This is a genomic window from Granulicatella sp. 20925_1_28, from assembly GCF_041433575.1.
Lineage (GTDB): Bacteria > Bacillota > Bacilli > Lactobacillales > Aerococcaceae > Granulicatella.
Genome location: NZ_JAPWBS010000019.1, coordinates 1 through 16,970, shown reverse-complemented (window position 1 = coordinate 16,970; position 16,970 = coordinate 1). Strand labels below are relative to the sequence as shown.

13 protein-coding genes are annotated in these 16,970 nt (G+C 37.5%); 2 read left to right on the top strand and 11 right to left on the bottom strand.

What is annotated here, in order from left to right; all coding sequences use genetic code 11:
* Positions 1-109 precede the first annotated feature (109 nt).
* The 5 genes from nadE to rhaB form a co-directional block, all read right to left on the bottom strand.
* Positions 110-937, bottom strand: a complete 828-nt coding sequence (nadE, locus tag O3793_RS08225; RefSeq protein ID WP_371446765.1) for an ammonia-dependent NAD(+) synthetase — start codon at positions 935-937, stop codon at positions 110-112.
* 10 nt (positions 938-947) lie between these two features.
* Positions 948-2,438, bottom strand: a complete 1,491-nt coding sequence (locus O3793_RS08220; RefSeq protein ID WP_175814570.1) for a nicotinate phosphoribosyltransferase — start codon at positions 2,436-2,438, stop codon at positions 948-950.
* Positions 2,439-2,581: 143 nt separating this feature from the next.
* Positions 2,582-3,403 (bottom strand): rhamnulose-1-phosphate aldolase, encoded by an 822-nt coding sequence (gene rhaD, locus O3793_RS08215; RefSeq protein ID WP_371446762.1) that lies wholly within the window; start codon positions 3,401-3,403, stop codon positions 2,582-2,584.
* A 14-nt stretch (positions 3,404-3,417) separates the two neighbouring features.
* Entirely contained in the window at positions 3,418-4,680 is a 1,263-nt protein-coding gene (gene rhaA, locus O3793_RS08210; RefSeq protein ID WP_371446761.1) for an L-rhamnose isomerase, read from the bottom strand.
* On the bottom strand, positions 4,673-6,133 hold the full coding sequence (gene rhaB, locus O3793_RS08205; protein ID WP_371446759.1) for a rhamnulokinase: 1,461 nt from the start codon (positions 6,131-6,133) through the stop codon (positions 4,673-4,675). Before rhaB ends, rhaA begins: the two co-directional genes overlap by 8 nt.
* Before the next feature lie 105 nt (positions 6,134-6,238).
* Between rhaB and O3793_RS08200 the strand changes: the two genes are divergently transcribed.
* Positions 6,239-7,201 carry a helix-turn-helix domain-containing protein gene (locus O3793_RS08200; RefSeq protein WP_371446757.1) on the top strand — a complete coding sequence of 321 codons (963 nt, stop codon included), beginning with the start codon at positions 6,239-6,241 and terminating at the stop codon, positions 7,199-7,201.
* 18 nt (positions 7,202-7,219) lie between these two features.
* On the opposite strand, the gene pgmB is transcribed toward O3793_RS08200, so the two are convergent.
* The 4 genes from pgmB to O3793_RS08180 are packed head-to-tail and all read right to left on the bottom strand — an operon-like array spanning position 7,220 to position 13,563.
* Positions 7,220-7,888 carry a beta-phosphoglucomutase gene (pgmB, locus tag O3793_RS08195; RefSeq protein ID WP_371446755.1) on the bottom strand — a complete coding sequence of 223 codons (669 nt, stop codon included), beginning with the start codon at positions 7,886-7,888 and terminating at the stop codon, positions 7,220-7,222.
* A complete protein-coding gene (locus O3793_RS08190) occupies positions 7,888-10,482 on the bottom strand; it encodes a family 78 glycoside hydrolase catalytic domain (RefSeq protein WP_371446753.1) in 2,595 nt (864 codons plus the stop codon). Before O3793_RS08190 ends, pgmB begins: the two co-directional genes overlap by 1 nt.
* Positions 10,472-12,115, bottom strand: a complete 1,644-nt coding sequence (locus O3793_RS08185; RefSeq protein WP_371446752.1) for a glycoside hydrolase family 3 protein — start codon at positions 12,113-12,115, stop codon at positions 10,472-10,474. The genes O3793_RS08190 and O3793_RS08185 overlap by 11 nt, the downstream gene beginning before the upstream one ends.
* A gap of 59 nt (positions 12,116-12,174) precedes the next feature.
* A complete protein-coding gene (locus tag O3793_RS08180; RefSeq protein ID WP_371446750.1) occupies positions 12,175-13,563 on the bottom strand; it encodes an MFS transporter in 1,389 nt (462 codons plus the stop codon).
* Positions 13,564-13,693: 130 nt separating this feature from the next.
* On the opposite strand from O3793_RS08180, the gene O3793_RS08175 reads away from it, so the two are divergent.
* Positions 13,694-14,689 carry an AraC family transcriptional regulator gene (locus tag O3793_RS08175; protein ID WP_371446748.1) on the top strand — a complete coding sequence of 332 codons (996 nt, stop codon included), beginning with the start codon at positions 13,694-13,696 and terminating at the stop codon, positions 14,687-14,689.
* Between the two features lie 42 nt (positions 14,690-14,731).
* On the opposite strand, the gene O3793_RS08170 is transcribed toward O3793_RS08175, so the two are convergent.
* Together O3793_RS08170 and O3793_RS08165 are read right to left on the bottom strand one after the other, a co-directional pair.
* On the bottom strand, positions 14,732-15,712 hold the full coding sequence (locus O3793_RS08170) for an alpha/beta hydrolase (RefSeq protein WP_371446746.1): 981 nt from the start codon (positions 15,710-15,712) through the stop codon (positions 14,732-14,734).
* A 116-nt stretch (positions 15,713-15,828) separates the two neighbouring features.
* Positions 15,829-16,824 carry a hypothetical protein gene (locus O3793_RS08165; RefSeq protein WP_371446744.1) on the bottom strand — a complete coding sequence of 332 codons (996 nt, stop codon included), beginning with the start codon at positions 16,822-16,824 and terminating at the stop codon, positions 15,829-15,831.
* Between the last annotated feature and the right edge of the window lie 146 nt (positions 16,825-16,970).

Sequence of the window (16,970 nt, the reverse complement as noted above, 5' to 3'; positions counted from 1 at the left end):
GTTACCTTCATTATAGCACTCCTTATTTGAAATTCAATAGAGCGTTTGCTTGAAAGAGCAAAAAAAGACTATCCCTACCAGTTGTCTGATAGGAATAGCCTTTGAAGCTTTATTTCCAGAAATCATCATAGATTGTGATTGGTAAGTGACGTTTATGTTCTGTCTTTCGATACCAATTTTCAATCGTCTCAGCCGCTTTTTCGTTGATGTCTTTTCCTTCGAGATAATCATCAATCTCTTCGTAAGTAACCCCTAGCGCTACTTCGTCTGGAAGTGATGGGCGATCTTCTTCAAGATCTGCCGTTGGAACTTTCAAGTATAAATGCTCAGGAGCACCCAGCACTTGTAACATCGCACGGCCTTGACGTTTATTGAGACGCCATAATGGAGTGATATCTGCAGCCCCGTCCCCAAATTTCGTATAGAAACCTGTTACCGATTCTGCCGCATGGTCTGTTCCAATAACGGCACAACCCGTTTGGCCGGCAATCGCATATTGAGCGACCATGCGTTCACGCGCTTTGATATTTCCTTTATTGAAGTCCGAAATTTCCATTCCTAAGGCTTCAATACTGCGTTCAGACGCATCTACTGCATCCTTCACGTTCACGCGAAGTACATCCGTTGCTTTCATAAAGGCAATTGCATCCATGGCATCTTGTTCATCTGCTTGCACCCCATAAGGAAGGCGCACGGCATAAAAACGATACACTTTTTGGTCTTGTTCTTCGTTCAATTCATCAATCGCCATTTGTGCAAGTTTCCCAGCAAGCGTTGAATCTTGTCCGCCGCTAATCCCAAGGACATACCCATTCAAGAAGGGATGCTTTGCAAGATACGCCTTTAAGAAATCGACGGTTTTACGAATTTCTTCTTCAGGATTAATCACTGGTTTCACACGAAGCGTTTCGATAATTTTTTGTTGTAATGGTCTCATAACGTTCCCCTTACTTTGCGTTTTCTTTGGCCAACTGTTCTGATTTAAGACGCACTTCTTCTCTGATTTCCGCAATACTTGCCAATTTTTGGTCGTATGTCTTTTGAGAGAGGTCGACTGGATATTGCTCTGGGTTCAAGATACGTTTGTATTCGTCCCATAGCGCTTCGATTTGCTCGTTTTTGTATGCTTTAATCTCTTGAAGTTTTGGCAATTCATACACTAATTTTCCGTTATTGAAAATCGGTTGTAAAATTGGACGCGCAGTAAAGTCTTTCACTGTTTTATTGATATAAGTGTAGACTGGATGGAACATAAAGAGTTCGTCTAATTGATCTGGACGTTCATCCCATAGCGCAATGTAGTCCCCTTCAGATTTTCCGTCCGAATTACGTGTAATACGCCATACTTGTTTCTTACCAGGTGTCGATACTTTTTCAGCGTTGTTTGAAATCTTCATTGTATCCACCATTACGCCGTTTTCATCTTCGATACTTACAAGCTTGTACACACAACCAAGTGCTGGTTGGTCATACGCTGTAATTAAACGAGTACCGATTCCCCAAACGTCAATTTTAGCACCTTGCATCTTCAAGTTGAGGATTGTTTTTTCATCAAGGTCACTTGATGCGTAAATTTTCGCTTTTGTAAATCCAGCTTCGTCTAATTGTTGACGAACTTTTTTCGACATATAAGCCATGTCACCACTGTCGATACGAACGCCTAAGAAATTAATCTTGTCGCCGAATTCTTTGGCTACACGGATAGCATTTGGAACACCAGATTTCAAGATATCATACGTATCCACTAAGAATACGCAGTCACGGTGACTCTCAGCATACGCCTTAAATGCTTTGTAGTCATCACGGTACGCTTGTACTAATGCGTGGGCATGTGTCCCAGAAACTGGAATGCCAAACATCTTGCCGGCACGAACGTTACTTGTCGCATCGCATCCACCGATGTACGCTGCACGTGTTCCCCAAATTGCCGCATCTAATTCTTGTGCACGACGAGTTCCGAATTCTAATACTGGATCGTCTCCTGAAACCATACGTACACGGCTCGCTTTTGTTGCGATCAGTGTTTGGAAGTTGACGATATTTAATAAGGCCGTTTCAATTAATTGGCATTCCGCAAGTGTTCCTTCTACTTGCACCAATGGTTCGTTTGCAAAAACGAGTTCCCCTTCTACTGCAGAGCGAATGCTTCCTTTGAATTCGAAGTTTTCTAAGTATGTTAAGAATTCTTCTGGATAATGTCCAAGTCCACGTAAATAGTCAATATCCGTTTTTGAGAAACGTAATTGTTCAATGTAACGAACAATGCGTTCTAGTCCAGCAAAAATCGCATATCCATTTTCAAATGGTAATTTTCTGAAATACGCTTCGAAAATGGCTTTTTTCTCATAAACGCCTGTTTCCCAGTAGGTTTTCATCATATTAATTTGGTATAGGTCTGTATGTAGCGTTAAACTATCATCATTGTAAATTGAGCTCATCTGTCGATACCCCTTTTTTATTGTAGTTACCTCTTTATTTTACAACAGTTCTAGGGCAATGTACATGTATGGAGACTTGGGAGCTCGTGAAAACGCAAAAAAGGACAAGCTTTTTCAGCCTGCCCCTTGAGATTTCTGTTTGATTAAACGTCTAAGAATCCTTCGTGCGGAGTCATATTAAAGTATTCCGCAATTTCTTGTAATTGCACATCTGTAATTTCTTGTAGAATTTTACCACCTTGAGCCCCTACTTGAGAGTAAATCATCGCTGCTTTTTCGATGACTTCAATCAAACCATACGTTTCATCCAGTGTATCGCCTGCCGCAAATAATCCATGGTGTGGCCAAATCACAGCTCTAAACTCAGCCATTTTCGCAGCCGTTGCTTCCCCAATGGCGTTTGTTCCAGGTGTCATATAAGGAATCACACCAATCCCTTCTGGGAATACCACAATCGATTCAGCTTGCATTTTCCAAAGAAGTCTTGATAAATGACGTTCATCTAATGGTTGTGTGAAGCTTAAGGCGATAAGGTTTGTTGGGTGGCAATGGAAGACCACTTTATGATTTGGATTCACTTTGAGTCGTTCGATGTGGCTCATTAAGTGGCTCGCGAATTCTGAGGTTGGTTTCCCACCATCTTCGAATCCCCATAATAATTCTGCTTTTTGTCCGTCTTCTGAAATACGAACCAAGCCTAAATCAAGAAGCGGTTGGTTGGTCACGTTTCTGAAGTAACGGCCTGTACCGGTTACTAAGTAATAGTAGCCCGCAAGCGTGGAAGCGTCGAACCCTAAGTCAAGGACACGTTTCACTTCCTTCACATCTTCATACGCTTCTACTTCACTCGCTTCTAAACGTACGGATACGTTCCCGCCATTACGTTCATCCCAGTAACGTAAGTACGATTCTTTTGTTAGTTCACATATTTTTTTTACCGCTGGTGATTCAATAAATTTTGTCATTTTTCAGTTCTCCCTTAATTTCTTTGTGATAACACTTGTTCTTCGTATGCTTTGACTTCATTATACCATGCAAGTCCGACTGGAACACCATTTATTTCGCAGAAATAATTCCAAACATCGGCATATGGGAAGTCTTTTAATTCTTCTGTTACAACTAAACGTTTAGTTAAATCTTGCTCGAGTTCAATTGCTCGTAAATCTTCAGTAGGTTCTAGTAAAGCTTTTAGTAATGCTTTTTGAGTATTGCGCATACCAACAACCCATGCAGCGATACGGTTAATTGTCGCATCGAAAAAGTCTAATCCGATTACGGCTTTATCGAGTAAATCATTACGAACGATTTCTTTTGCAATTTCTTGAAGCTCATCGTCCATAATCACCACATGGTCACTATCCCAACGAACAGGTCTTGAAACGTGAAGCATCACACCTTTACTGAACAACGCCAGTGAAGATAATTTATTCGAGATAGTTTCTGTTGGATGGAAATGTCCAGCATCTAATAAAATCATTTTTCCACGTGTGAGGCCGTATCCCATATAGAATTCATGAGAACCGACCGTGTAGGCTTCGGCACCGATACCGAATAATTTACTTTCTACAGCGTCTTTGTTATAGCGTTCGTCAATTTCTTCACTGAAAATTTCATCTAGTGATTCCATTAAACGTTTGCGAGGTGCTAAGCGATCAACAGGAGTATCTTTAAATCCGTCTGGCACCCAGAAATTAGTATAACACGTTTCACCGAGTTCTTTCCCGAAATATTCAGCCACACGACGTGACCGTTTCCCATGTTCAATCCAAAATGCTCGCACTTGGGGATCTGGGCTAGATAGTGTAAAGCCATCTTTCATCATCGGATGTGAGAAGAACGTTGGGTTAAAGTCTAATCCTACTTGATGTTCTTTGGCCCAATCCACCCATTTTTGGAAATGATGTGGCTCGATTTCGTCTAAGTCCACTTTTTCATCTGTATCAAGGTAAATCGCATGCAAGTTTAATTTATGCTTCCCTGGAATTAATGAGTAAGCTTTCTCGATATCTTGACGTAATTCCTCAGGAGTTCTTGCCGCACCGGGATAGTTCCCTGTAGATAAGATTCCTCCTGTTAATTCTCCGTCCGCATTCCAAAATCCGTGAACATCATCACCTTGCCAGCAATGCATCGAGATTTTAACATCTTGTAATTTTTTGAGTACGGCATCTGTGTCAACGCCAATTGCGGCGTATCTTTTTTTCGCTACTTCATAGGCTTGTTTTACTGCTGATTCAACCATTGTTTTTCCCTCTTTCTGTTTGTTGTTTCCATTGTTGTAATAATTGTTTGTTATCAATTCCCTCTGGTTTGAATGTATTTAATTCAATTTGTTCTCTTAGGAACTGACGAGCATACTGCAGAGATTCAAGTTTTCCATCTGCAATCATTTGGACTAATAGATTTCCTAGAGCTGTTGCTTCTCCTGGTCCTGCCACAACCGTTTTTCCCGTAACCGTAGCTGTCAATTGGTTGAGGATGGATACATTTGACCCTCCTCCAACAATATGAATCGCGTCAAAGGAATGTCCCACGAGTCGTTCTAAATACTCTAATTCATAGGCATATAATAGCGCGAGATTCGAATACACACACATGGTGAGTTCGCCAACCGTCTCTGGCGCCTTCTGATTGGTTTCTTTACAATACGCTTGAATTTCTTCGATCATATTTTGTGGATTCGTAAATCGTTCATCATTTAAATCGACAAACTGTTCAAACGGTGGCACTTCTTTTGCCGCTTTAGCCATTTCTTGATAGGAATATTGATAGTCCAACATACGAGCAATTTCTTGAATGCTCCACATACCCGTGATGTTTTTTAAGAAGCGAATCGTTTCGTACGCTCCCCATTCATTCGTATAATTCTGTTTCTGTGTTTCTGCGGTAATGAGCACTTCTTTCAGCTCCGTTCCAATTAACGACCACGTCCCACTTGAAATGTAAGCAAAATGCTCATCGGTAGCTGGAACCCCAACGACCGCAGATGCTGTATCATGTGTGGCTACTGCATATACATGAGTCAGTGGCAAATCGTAAGCAGCTCTTATTGCATCGGTTACGTCTCCAATATACGTTCCAGCAGCTACCAACTCTGGTAATTGATGCGCTTCTAATCCAGCAATTTCGAGTAATTCTACATCATACTTTTTGTGATGCGGATTTAATAATTGAGTTGTTGAGGCGTTCGTCTCTTCGGCAACCATCACTCCTGTTAACTGATATGCGAGGTAGTCCGGAATCAGTAAGCTCTTCTCCGCGTTTTGTAGTACCTCTTTTTCTTCTGAAGCATATTGGAACACCGTATTGAACGGAAGAAATTGAATTCCTGTTTTTGAATAAAGGTCTTCTTTTGAAATTTTCGCAAAGACATTTTCCACACCCTTTTGTGTGCGAGAATCTCTATATGCAATCGGATGTCCTAATTTTTCTCCATCCTTTACTAGAACATAATCGACTGCCCAAGTATCGATTCCAAGGGTGCATTCTTCAATGCCACGCTCTTTTACTTTTTCTAAACCCATCAAAATGTTTTCAAACAAGTCGTCGATGTCCCATCGGTCATGCCCATCTACTTGACCAAAGCCATTTTTAAAACGATGGACTTCACTTACTTCGAAATGATTATCTTCATATTCTGCTACAATGACACGTCCACTCGAAGCGCCAATATCTACTGCTACATGCACACTCATAACTTCACTCCTTTACGGTTCTCTCAAATTCATTTAACTATGTTTTGACTTATGCTACAATAACAACAAGTTATTCAAATCGTATCAAATATACAGGAGAAGAAAATGCTTTCAATTATCGATTATTTAACCAAAGAAACAGACATTGAAACAAAGCAAAAAGAAACTGGAAAACATATCCCCGATTATGACAGTCGATACGCGGGTCTTCCTCGTTTGACAAACGATTTATTTCTAGCCAATCGCTCGATTTATATTAGCAAACATAACCGTTACGCTCCGTATCCAAAACACACTCACCAATTTTTGGAGTTGAACTATGTACTACAGGGCCAATGCCAACAAATTATTAACGATACCCCCTATACGTTTTACGAGGGGGATATCCTGTTGATGGATGCCGGTAGCGCGCATGCAATCGAAGCACTTGGAGAAGACGATTTGTTAATTAATATTGTTTTTAAAGATACTCAAATTTCCTTGAAGAACTTGGAAGAATTGCAGGGACAAAATAGTATTTTGTATCAATTTCTCTTAAAGAGTCATACACATATTCAGTCTGCGGAAAACTTTATCGTTCTTCAGTCGGATAAGACAAATAAATCAAAGAACTTAATTGAATTAATGCTGAATGAATACTTTGATCCAAAACCATTTTCCAACCAAATCTTGGAACATTACTTAAGTATTCTCTTATTCGAGCTTGCCCGTTCATTGCCAACGCTAGGCGATACCGTTCGTGATGCGAATGACCCATATGTGCAAGTACTTGAATTAATCGACCAAGAATACTCGACGCTGACTCTTGCCAAGGCAGCGAAGGAATTGAACTTTAATAAAAACTACCTCAGCAATCTGATTAAAGAAAAAGGAAATGTTACCTTTACCGAACTGCTCAATCAGAAAAAAATAATGATAGCCCAGTTGCTCTTAAAATCAACCAACTTCTCGATTGAAAAAATCTGCCAAACAGTTGGTTATTCCAACAAGACTTACTTCTATAAACAATTCCAAAATCAGTTTGGAAAACTGCCTTCACAAGTACGAAACACAAAAGAGCTGTCCTGACAGAACAGCTCTTTCACTTTATATTTTTTCTTCCACAAAATTATCCCATGCTTCTTTAAGTAGCGTAACAGTTAACTCCTTTGTGCTTTCGACTCTTTTAAATGCTTGAGAAAGAGTTTCGTCTCCAACACCTACAGAACAACTTCCTGCACTATTAATAGCTGCTATACCTGCAATCGAATCTTCAACACCAACACAGTCGTTTGACGCTAGACCTAATTGTGCGGCTGCCACTTCAAAAATTTCCGGATTCGGCTTGCCTTTAGTTACTTTTCCTGGATCTACAATAGTATCAAAAAAATAGAGTAATCCGATTTTTTTAAGTATAAAAGGTCCATTATGGCTTGCTGACGCCAGTGCTATTTTGACGCCTTTTTGCTTCAAGTCATTTATTAATTCTTGAATTCCTGGCAAAATATCCTGATCGGTTAATTGCTCTAATGATTCAATATAAAATTGATTCTTTTTATTCGCTAAATACTGAAATCTTTCTTCATCTACAGATATATTCAATTCATCAAGAATAATTTTTAGCGAGTCCTCTCTACTGACACCCTTCGTGCGTTCTTCAATATTTTCTGGCAATGTGAGGCCGAACTCATCTTTAACGAGTTGACTCCACGCAGAAAAATGATAGGTTGCTGTATCTGTAACGACACCATCTAAATCAAATAATACACCTTTCATTATACAATCACATCTTTCATTTTATTATGACCTGGTTTAAGATAGATTTCATCTCCATTTGAGGATACATACTTGGCAATTGTACGTCCTGGTAATATAACATCGACTAATACCTCGTCGCCACTGTATCTCCAAAAAACCGATAATTCACCATTAGCAGTTTGAAGAGCTCCTTTCACCCATTCTAGACGGTTGGTAAAGTTTGGTTGAATCACATACGTCTCTGTATCGTCTAACACATTTGGCAATTGAATTCCCACTAGTTTTTCTATGATAAAATCTTCTACTGCACCATAAGCGTAATGGTTTAAACTATTCATGTCAGTACCACTAATTTCACCATTAGGAAGTATAGAATCCCATCGTTCCCATGTTGTAGTTGCGCCCATTTTTACCTCAAACAACCAGCTCGGTGTTTCCTTTTTAAGCAACAGGTTTATAGCTTCTTCACGTAGCCCCGCGTCTAGTAATGCATGTGGTAAATCTCCTGTCCCTGCAAAACCAGTTGTTAAATATCCATTATGTTTAACCATTTTTTCTTTAAGTCGTTTTGCCAGTTTGTCTCGTGCAACTTCATTTGGATATAATCCATGACGGAGCAATATCGCTAATCCTGTTTGAGTATCGATTGCAGTTGGAATTGTAACTCCTCCATAATTTTGTGCCATAGATTGACGGATATTTTCTACCTCTGATTGCAACGTCACAGGATTTGTATTCAATTCATCTCCATTAAAGTAAGTATTAATTATTTTTTCACGAACTTCTTTTGCTAAAGTTCGATAAAATCCACTTCGGTTATCCTCCAACACAGACAACATTTTCGCAGTATAATCTGCAGAGATATAATAATAAGCGGAGGCAATTAACGCAGAGTCTGTCGCACCAAATACTGAACCTTTAATGCCCGTATCTAAAGCTAACCAATCTCCTAATTGCCACCCAAAATCCCACAGTCTATTTCCACCACGTGCTTCATCTTGTCTATAAATCCAATCCACCCAATCCGTCATCAGATTCAAATATTGTTTTAACAATCCCTTATCTCTAAAATGACGATAGAGATTAAAAGGAATGAATGTTGCGGCATCTCCCCAGACGGCTGCACCTGCATTTGTTAAGAATGGATTTTTTGCATCCTCCACTTTGGGAACTGGAGCAAAAAACGGCGTAGCCCCATCAAGTAAACCTTGCTCTAATTTCAAATTTTCCATAAAGTGAGCAAAAAAGGCTCTCGTTTCCATGTTGTAACAAGCTGTGTTTGCAAAAACTGTTAAATCCCCTGTCCATCCCATGCGCTCATCCCGTTGCGGACAATCAGTTGGGATACTCAAGAAATTATCTTTTTGACTCCAGCGAATATTACTTAGTAGTTGATTCAACTCACTATTAGAGGAGCTAAATTCAAAGGTTTCATCCATCTTACTTTGCAATGCCTGTGCAACCACTAAATCCGCTTCTTCTTGACTCAACCCCTCTACTTTTACATAACGGAATCCAAAAAAAGTAAAATGCGGACGCAGTTTCATACCTTTGACCCCATTTTTTATTATAAATTCTTGTTTTGCAGTTCTAAGGTTTTCTGTATAAAAAGCTCCATTCTGTAATAATTCGCCGAATTGGAATCGCACACTCTCTTTATTTTCAAGTAACTCGGTACAGATCCAACCTGTTATTTCTTGCCCAAAATCTAAGATCATTTGATTTTTTGTATCGAAAAATATCCGTGGGGAAAATTCTTCCACTACTTCAACAGGCAAATCCAAACGCGGTGTTAATAACGCTGTGTTGCCGTCAATCACCTCAGTTGTTAACACGTTTTTTTCATAAGTGAAGTCAATGATTTCTCCATCATAAATTGAATTTTCTTGAATGCAATTTGTTTCTACTAACCATGTTTCATCTGACCCAAATCGCTCCCAAGTCCCATCTGTATATTCCACTTGCAACTCTGCAATTAGTTGCTGTTTATTTCCGTAAATATTTTCAAATCCACCTTCGAAAATAAAACGACCACGATACCAACCATTTCCTACAATAAAAGAAACCTCAGTATCTTCTATTAAGAAATCTGTCACGTCATAGGTTTGATATTGCTGTAATAAATCATAGCTATGATACCCAGGTGTTAAATATTCATCACCTAATTTCACTCCGTTTATATACACTTCATACAACCCATGAGCCACAGTATATAATCTTGCCTGTTTAATTTTCTTTAAAAACGAAAATTTCTTGACGAACGATATCGACTCTTTGGTCTCCTCTTTATATGAAAGCCATTTAGCTTCCCAAGGTTCATTCATTTTTGAAGTTTCAAAAGTACTAATAGCTTCAATCTTGCCAAAGCATACTCTCCAATAATACTTTGTTTTTGGTTCTAAAAAGTTTGCATTCGTTGAAATAGTATTAAAACTACTCTTGGTTGTTCCACTCCATAAAATTTCAGCAAAGGTTTCACTTTTAGAAATTTCCACGCTACATTCCTCTAATGGTTCTAACTGACCTTCCAATCTCCAAGAAAATGTCAAGTAATCAAAACGATACCCTAAAGGAGCCTTCACTCCATTCACTTTTAAATGACTAATCTTCATTTTTTAACTCCTCCAAAAGATTGTTCTCACAAAATGGATTTACTGGACTTACACCTTTAAACGAGCTTTCTCCTGTCACTTTTTTAATAGCCATTTCAATAAAATGATCGTAGTTACAATATGCATTAATCACCGTATCGACCATTGGCAAATCGTACAAATGGTATGGATTCCCAAAACTGAGGAGCATCGTAGGAACTTCTTTTGTAAACCAAGGTAGGTTATTCCCTAATCCAAATAATGTGTGCCAATGAACACGAGTAACTGTCTGGTTACTTGCATTTTGTATATTCGCAACATATAACACCGCATCATAATCATTTGAAAATGAAGTTACCGTTCCTAAATCGAAAAAGTTTGTTTCAGGTTCATAAACTGTAATCTCAAAATCTCGTTTCTCTAATTCCGCCTTAACCTTTTCTAGCACTCTCTCATTCGAATCAAACGAACCTAATAATTGTAAAAGGACTCTCTTATGCTTCTCAACACTTAACGGAAGCATATTTTGTGTATCTTTTACAAGAGTTATAGATCGATCTGCCAAATCTAGTTGCTCTTCTCTAAAATCTTCAAACTTTGCTGTCCCGTGGTTAATTGTTTGATGCAACCCTAACGATGCCTTTGTTGCTAAAATTCGAGTAACAGCTTCATCTAATCTTTCTTTTGTTAGAATTCCTTTCGACAATCCATCTTTCATATATTGGATATCTTCTTCTAAAACACGGTTAAATAGTAACATGTCACAACCCGCTTGAATGGTATATGGTACTGCTTCACTTCTCTTCATCGCTGAACAAAATCCAACCATCGGAGTTGCATCGGTAATCGTAAGTCCATTAAATCCAAGTTCATTTCTCAATAAATCTTGAAGTAATTGAGGACTTAACGTTGCAGGCATTTCATCCCCAGAATATGCAGGAAACGCAATGTGTCCAACCATAACTGCTTTCGAACCAAAATCAATTAACTCTTGATACACTTTACCAAAAGTTTTTTTCCAATTATCTACTGATAAAGAATTAATGGAAGTAAGTAAGTGCTGATCTCGTTCATCTACTCCATCTCCAGGAAAATGTTTAATCGATGTCATGATTCCATTATCATGAAACGCTTGTATATACTCTTTAGCATTCTTAATCACTCGTTCTACATCGCTTCCATATGTTCGAACATTTGTAATTGGATTTCTAAAGTTCAAATCTAAATCTACAACAGGCGAGAATCCAAAATTTACACCTACCGCTTTCCCTTCAGAGGAGGCAATTTTCCCTAATGTATATGCATCGCTTGTTTGATTTGTTGCTGCAACTGCCATTTGATTTCCGAAAGCTGTTCCTTCTATAGATGAGCCATTTCCACCATCTTCTAGGTTGGCAGCTGTTAATAGTGGCACTTTACTTGTTCGTTGCATATATTCATAAGTTTGTTGTACCTCTTCAGCCACTCCAGGTCTGAAAAATAAGCCGCCAATACCGAGACTTCTCAAATGATTCAGATATTCTTTTTCAGTTGAAAATCCAATTGGAAAAAATAATTGCCCAATTTTTTCATCTTCAGTTAATCCATTTAGGGTATTATTTACCCACTCAATAGCAGTGTCATCTAAATAAAATGGTTTTCTTTTTAAATCCATTATCTTTCTCTCCTTATAGCACAATTAGGGAGAATGCAATTTGCATCTCCCTCAATGTCTTATTGTTCTGATAGGCCTTGCGAACGTTCTTGAAGATTCTTTACAATCTCAGGTAATTTTTTATCTAAATCATAGAAGAACATCAACACAATCGAAATAATACCTAGTAAAATTGGAATATATGCAAATAATGCTTTAATTGCAAAAATCGTTCCTGGTGTTTGAGCTGCTGCACCTGCTACATATCCCCCGATTGACATTACAATCCCAATCAATAATCCTCCTAAACCTGAACCAACTTTTTCTCCAAAAGTTCCAGCAGAGAAAATTAATCCATCTGAACGAATCCCAGTTTTCCATTCACCATAGTCTGCTACATCACCTAGCATCGCATAACTAGCTACAGCAGTTGGAGCTAAACCAAGGCCACGAACAATTAATCCCACTTTGATAAGGTCATAATTTTCAGGGAATAATGCTAAGATTATTGTTCCTAAAATAACAATTGCGTTCCCAAAAATCATAGCATTGCGTTTTGACATTTTAGCCATAATAATAGGTGTAAAGAATGAACCAACGATAATTGGTGCAAATGATAACATCCCAATAACTGCTACTTTTTCAATATCTCCAAGAATATATTGGGCATAGTAAATATTGATACCACCTAGTCCTGCACTAATAAACCCAATTAACATTGTTGTAATCATAATAATCCAATATTTATTTTTAAATAATGCTTTTACATTATCCATGACAGGTACTTTTTCAACTTGTCCATCTACATAATCCTCATTCGTTTCTAAGACACGTTCTTTTGAGTTTTTATATAAGATTGTTAATAATACAGCGGATACAAGTGCAAATACTGCAGCCATTTTAGTCCAAGATGATGCTTCGGTCACATTTCCAAACATACCAACTACTTTTAATACAATCCCATTTACTAGAAACGCTCCTAAGAACCCAAAAATTGTTCTTGATGTTGATAAAAATCCTCGTTCTTTTGAATCAGAGGTTGTAGTTCCTAACATTGTATTATATGGAACCATTGTCATTGTATAAACACCTGCTAAAGAAATAACATAAGTAGCAAATGCATAAACAGCCTTCATTTCTTGTGGTAAGAACGACGGTGAAGTAAATAAAAGGATAAGTGCAAGTGCGTATGGAAGAATCATTCGTTTAATCCATGGACGTGCCTTTCCTTTTGCAGTTGATGTACGGTCAACAACCGCTCCCATTAGAATATCAGTAATACCATCAAATACTCGAGCAAATAATAAAATTGATCCCACTACTGAAATTGTTAAGCCAACAACATCTGTATAGAAATAAGTGATAAATCCATTTGCTGTAGTAATCATCAGATTAGCTGCTAAATTACCAAATCCATATGTTATTTTCTCTCCAATTGGAACGCTTGATACATTATTATTTTCTGTCATTGTTTATCTATCCCTTCTTGATTGAATTAAAGCGTTTTACTAAAATCATATTACTTTGATTTCAATCTATTCACAATGCATTAAAAACAGGTTATAATGAACTATCCACAGTTATTAAGAGGGGTTGTTTATGAATTTAGAAGAATTAGATATTTATTTACGACATATCAACGTATTTGAACAAAAGCAACGTGAAACAGGTAAATCCGTGAATGATATTTCTAGAGCTGACAAAAACTTTGACACCTATGTCGATCCCAAATTTAATATTTTTCGTTTTCCAAAATCACTATTCTTTAGCGAAGGTGAAAATATTTATATTAATAGACACAATCGTTTCGCTCCGATGATTGAACATCTTCATGATTTTATTGAGATGACCTACATTTATTCTGGCACTTGTACTCAAACAATTAACGGAAAAACAGTACAACTTACTAAAGGAAGTTTATGTGTATTAGATAGAGATGTTCCTCATTCTATTGATGCTTTAGGAGAAGATGACATAATGATTAACATTTTGATTAATGAAGAAACATTTTCTTCTCTTTTTCTTTTTAGAAACCAAAACCTCACTAGTCTGGAAGCAAACATTCTTGCAGATGTTTTTAACAAGCAAACTAATCATGACAGATATGTCATTTTTGATACAACTCAGAGTATTGCTATCCATTCATTAATTCAATTATTATTGACAGAGTACTGGTCTTATCAACATCAGGGATCCGAATTCCTTTCTCACTATATTCATTTAATAATGTTGGAACTCGTTAGAATTTACAGCATAAACGCTACAAAGAATTATCATTCCTCTAAAATTAAGATTCATGAAATTCTTGCTTTTATCGATAATAACTTTAGAAACTTAAAATTAGAGACTCTAGCTAGACATTTTGGGTATAATCCGACTTATTTAAGTAATACTCTCAAAAAAAGTACTGGAAAAAATTTCCAGGAAATTCTATTGGAAAGACGACTAATGCAAGCTGCTGATTTATTAAAATCTACAGACTTCACTATGGATACCATTGCTTTCGAATCTGGCTTTTCTTCAACAAGTTATTTCTTCCGACAATTTAAGAAATACTATAATCGCACTCCTAAAGTTTATAGAAAAGAGAACTAATTTCTAATAAGAAAAGCAATGCTCCGTCGAGCATTGCTTTCCTTATTTTTTCAACTCTTCAATTAATTCTTGAATATCTTCTCTAGCTTCTTTAATAGGGAGCCCCACATACACATGATTCATCTTTTTGCGTTCAATATATCGATGATTGATTCCTTCTTTAAGAAGCTTTTCATGTAACAATCGATTATCCGGATAAAGGATATCATGCGTCCCAATATAAATACTAATTCTTCCTAATCCTGATAAATCTCCAAATAGCGGACTCACTAGTGGTTGTGTCAAATCTTCTCCTGCCCAGAACTTTGCCACTTCATGAACCCCGCTCTGTTTAAGGATTGGGTCAAATGGTTCATAAGAGGCGATCTCAGGATTATCCGTTGCAATATCCACCCAAGGAGAAAACAGAACGAGTTCCTTTGGCTGTGGTAAAGAAAGTTCTTTTAAGTAAATAGCAAATCCCAAGGAGAGCCCTCCTCCTGCAGAATCCCCCATGAAAATAATAGAATTCGGATTTGTATGTTCTTCTAAAAGTCCGCGATATAACTTTTCTAACTTTTCATACGTCTCGCGGTATTGATGCTTTGGAGCCTTTGGATAAATTGGAAACACCACTTTTGCGTCTATCGCCCGTGCTATTTTATGCACCAAGGTAAAATGCATCATCGATGGTTGCAGTACATACGCCCCACCATGTAAAAATAGAATTACTTTTTGATTAGCCTCTTTATTATCATTCCACACAAACACTTGCATGCCATCTACATCTTTTTCTTGGACATCTACTTTAATATATTTCTTTGGATTTGTGATAGGAACATCATTCCCCTTGGCCAATTTATTTAATTCTTGCTCAAATTTTGCTGGCTCATCTTTTGAGTAAGCCAACGGTTTTACAAACAGAAAGAGTAATCTTTCCATTAGATAACTTAAAAAAGAACGCTTTTCAACTTTTCTCACATAAAGAATTCCACAATAGATTATCACAGCACCTATAACAATCCCTATTAAAAATCCACTCATCTTGATACCTTCTTTCATACAAAAAAGGAGCTAAAATGCTCCTTTTCATTATAACTTTATTGGTTAATATAAGCTAGCAGACCCTCAAAAAAATCTTTTTCAGGTAATTATCTACTTTATTCAAATTTTGCTTTATTCGCTTCGTTTGCTGGCTTCATATCGATTTGTAGAAGGTTCACTAAATTCTTATCATCGATGGTTGCATTGCCTTTGTCATCCACCTTAATCGCTAAATAGTGTTCGTTTCTATCGTAATAATCCATTCCTTCTAAGTTGACATAGCCATCTCCTCTAAATCCAACGGCAGCTAAGCGGTAAATAAATTTATACAAGAGCGCTTTTGTAAAGTCTGTTTGTGCGACTTTTTGTGCTTCTTCAACAATCCCTTGAAAGAAAGCTTGATTATTTCTTTGATAACTTGCTTGTACTTCATATTGGTATAAATCAACACGTGGTGCTCTTAATTTCAAATACACGGTATCGCCTTCCACTTTATAATCTTCAAGCGTATAAGCTGCCGCTCTTCCTAAGGCATTTGTATTTACCTTTAAGTACATTGGAGCATAGACTTTAACGGGATACTTCACTCCTTGATACTCCACTTCCCCGTCATTTGTAAATGTTGGGCGTGCTTCCTTCAAGAAGTTCACCATGTAATCATTCCAAATACGTGTAAAGAATTCCTCTTGGCTTGAAGTCCCTGTTGCTTTTAGAAGCACATCAAAGTTTTCTTGGTTCACAAATACTGCATCCACGAGTTTTAATGCTTCTAGAACTTTTGTATCAGTGATGCTCTTTTTCTTTTCATTCAAGGCCTCTACTGCTTTTTGCACACCCTCCAAGTTCATCGTAACGGTTTTTCCGCTATTTGATTCAACATACGTTTGTTCGTATTTTGTCAGTGGTGCAACCTTTGCATTCCAATCAAATGATGCTGCTGGACTATTAGCATCCTTTTTTGTATTAGAAGCTACCTGTGTTGTTACTTCACTTGTTGCTTCTGTTGTTTCCTTTGTTGATTCTGATGTCGATTTAGACTGAGAACATCCTGCCACTACTAGTGATAGGAGGGCTACACTCCCTGCTAAAAATCGTTTCGTTCCTTTTTTCATAAATGACTCCTCTCATCTCATATAGAGAATGTTTTCACGATCACTTTCATTCATTGTACCACAATTCTTTGAGCTTCAAAACAAATTTCCGCAAAATCCAATCATATTAACGAAACAATCGCATTAAAAAAGCACCCTCACCATCG

Bases quoted from the DNA above. Each gene is read 5' to 3' on its own strand.
- nadE (WP_371446765.1), bottom strand. From the start codon at position 937: ATGAGACCATTACAACAAAAAATTATCGAAACGCTTCGTGTGAAACCA.
- O3793_RS08220 (WP_175814570.1), bottom strand. From the start codon at position 2,438: ATGAGCTCAATTTACAATGATGATAGTTTAACGCTACATACAGACCTA.
- rhaD (WP_371446762.1), bottom strand. From the start codon at position 3,403: ATGACAAAATTTATTGAATCACCAGCGGTAAAAAAAATATGTGAACTA.
- rhaA (WP_371446761.1), bottom strand. From the start codon at position 4,680: ATGGTTGAATCAGCAGTAAAACAAGCCTATGAAGTAGCGAAAAAAAGA.
- rhaB (WP_371446759.1), bottom strand. From the start codon at position 6,133: ATGAGTGTGCATGTAGCAGTAGATATTGGCGCTTCGAGTGGACGTGTC.
- O3793_RS08200 (WP_371446757.1), top strand. From the start codon at position 6,239: ATGCTTTCAATTATCGATTATTTAACCAAAGAAACAGACATTGAAACA.
- pgmB (WP_371446755.1), bottom strand. From the start codon at position 7,888: ATGAAAGGTGTATTATTTGATTTAGATGGTGTCGTTACAGATACAGCA.
- O3793_RS08190 (WP_371446753.1), bottom strand. From the start codon at position 10,482: ATGAAGATTAGTCATTTAAAAGTGAATGGAGTGAAGGCTCCTTTAGGG.
- O3793_RS08185 (WP_371446752.1), bottom strand. From the start codon at position 12,115: ATGGATTTAAAAAGAAAACCATTTTATTTAGATGACACTGCTATTGAG.
- O3793_RS08180 (WP_371446750.1), bottom strand. From the start codon at position 13,563: ATGACAGAAAATAATAATGTATCAAGCGTTCCAATTGGAGAGAAAATA.
- O3793_RS08175 (WP_371446748.1), top strand. From the start codon at position 13,694: ATGAATTTAGAAGAATTAGATATTTATTTACGACATATCAACGTATTT.
- O3793_RS08170 (WP_371446746.1), bottom strand. From the start codon at position 15,712: ATGAGTGGATTTTTAATAGGGATTGTTATAGGTGCTGTGATAATCTAT.
- O3793_RS08165 (WP_371446744.1), bottom strand. From the start codon at position 16,824: ATGAAAAAAGGAACGAAACGATTTTTAGCAGGGAGTGTAGCCCTCCTA.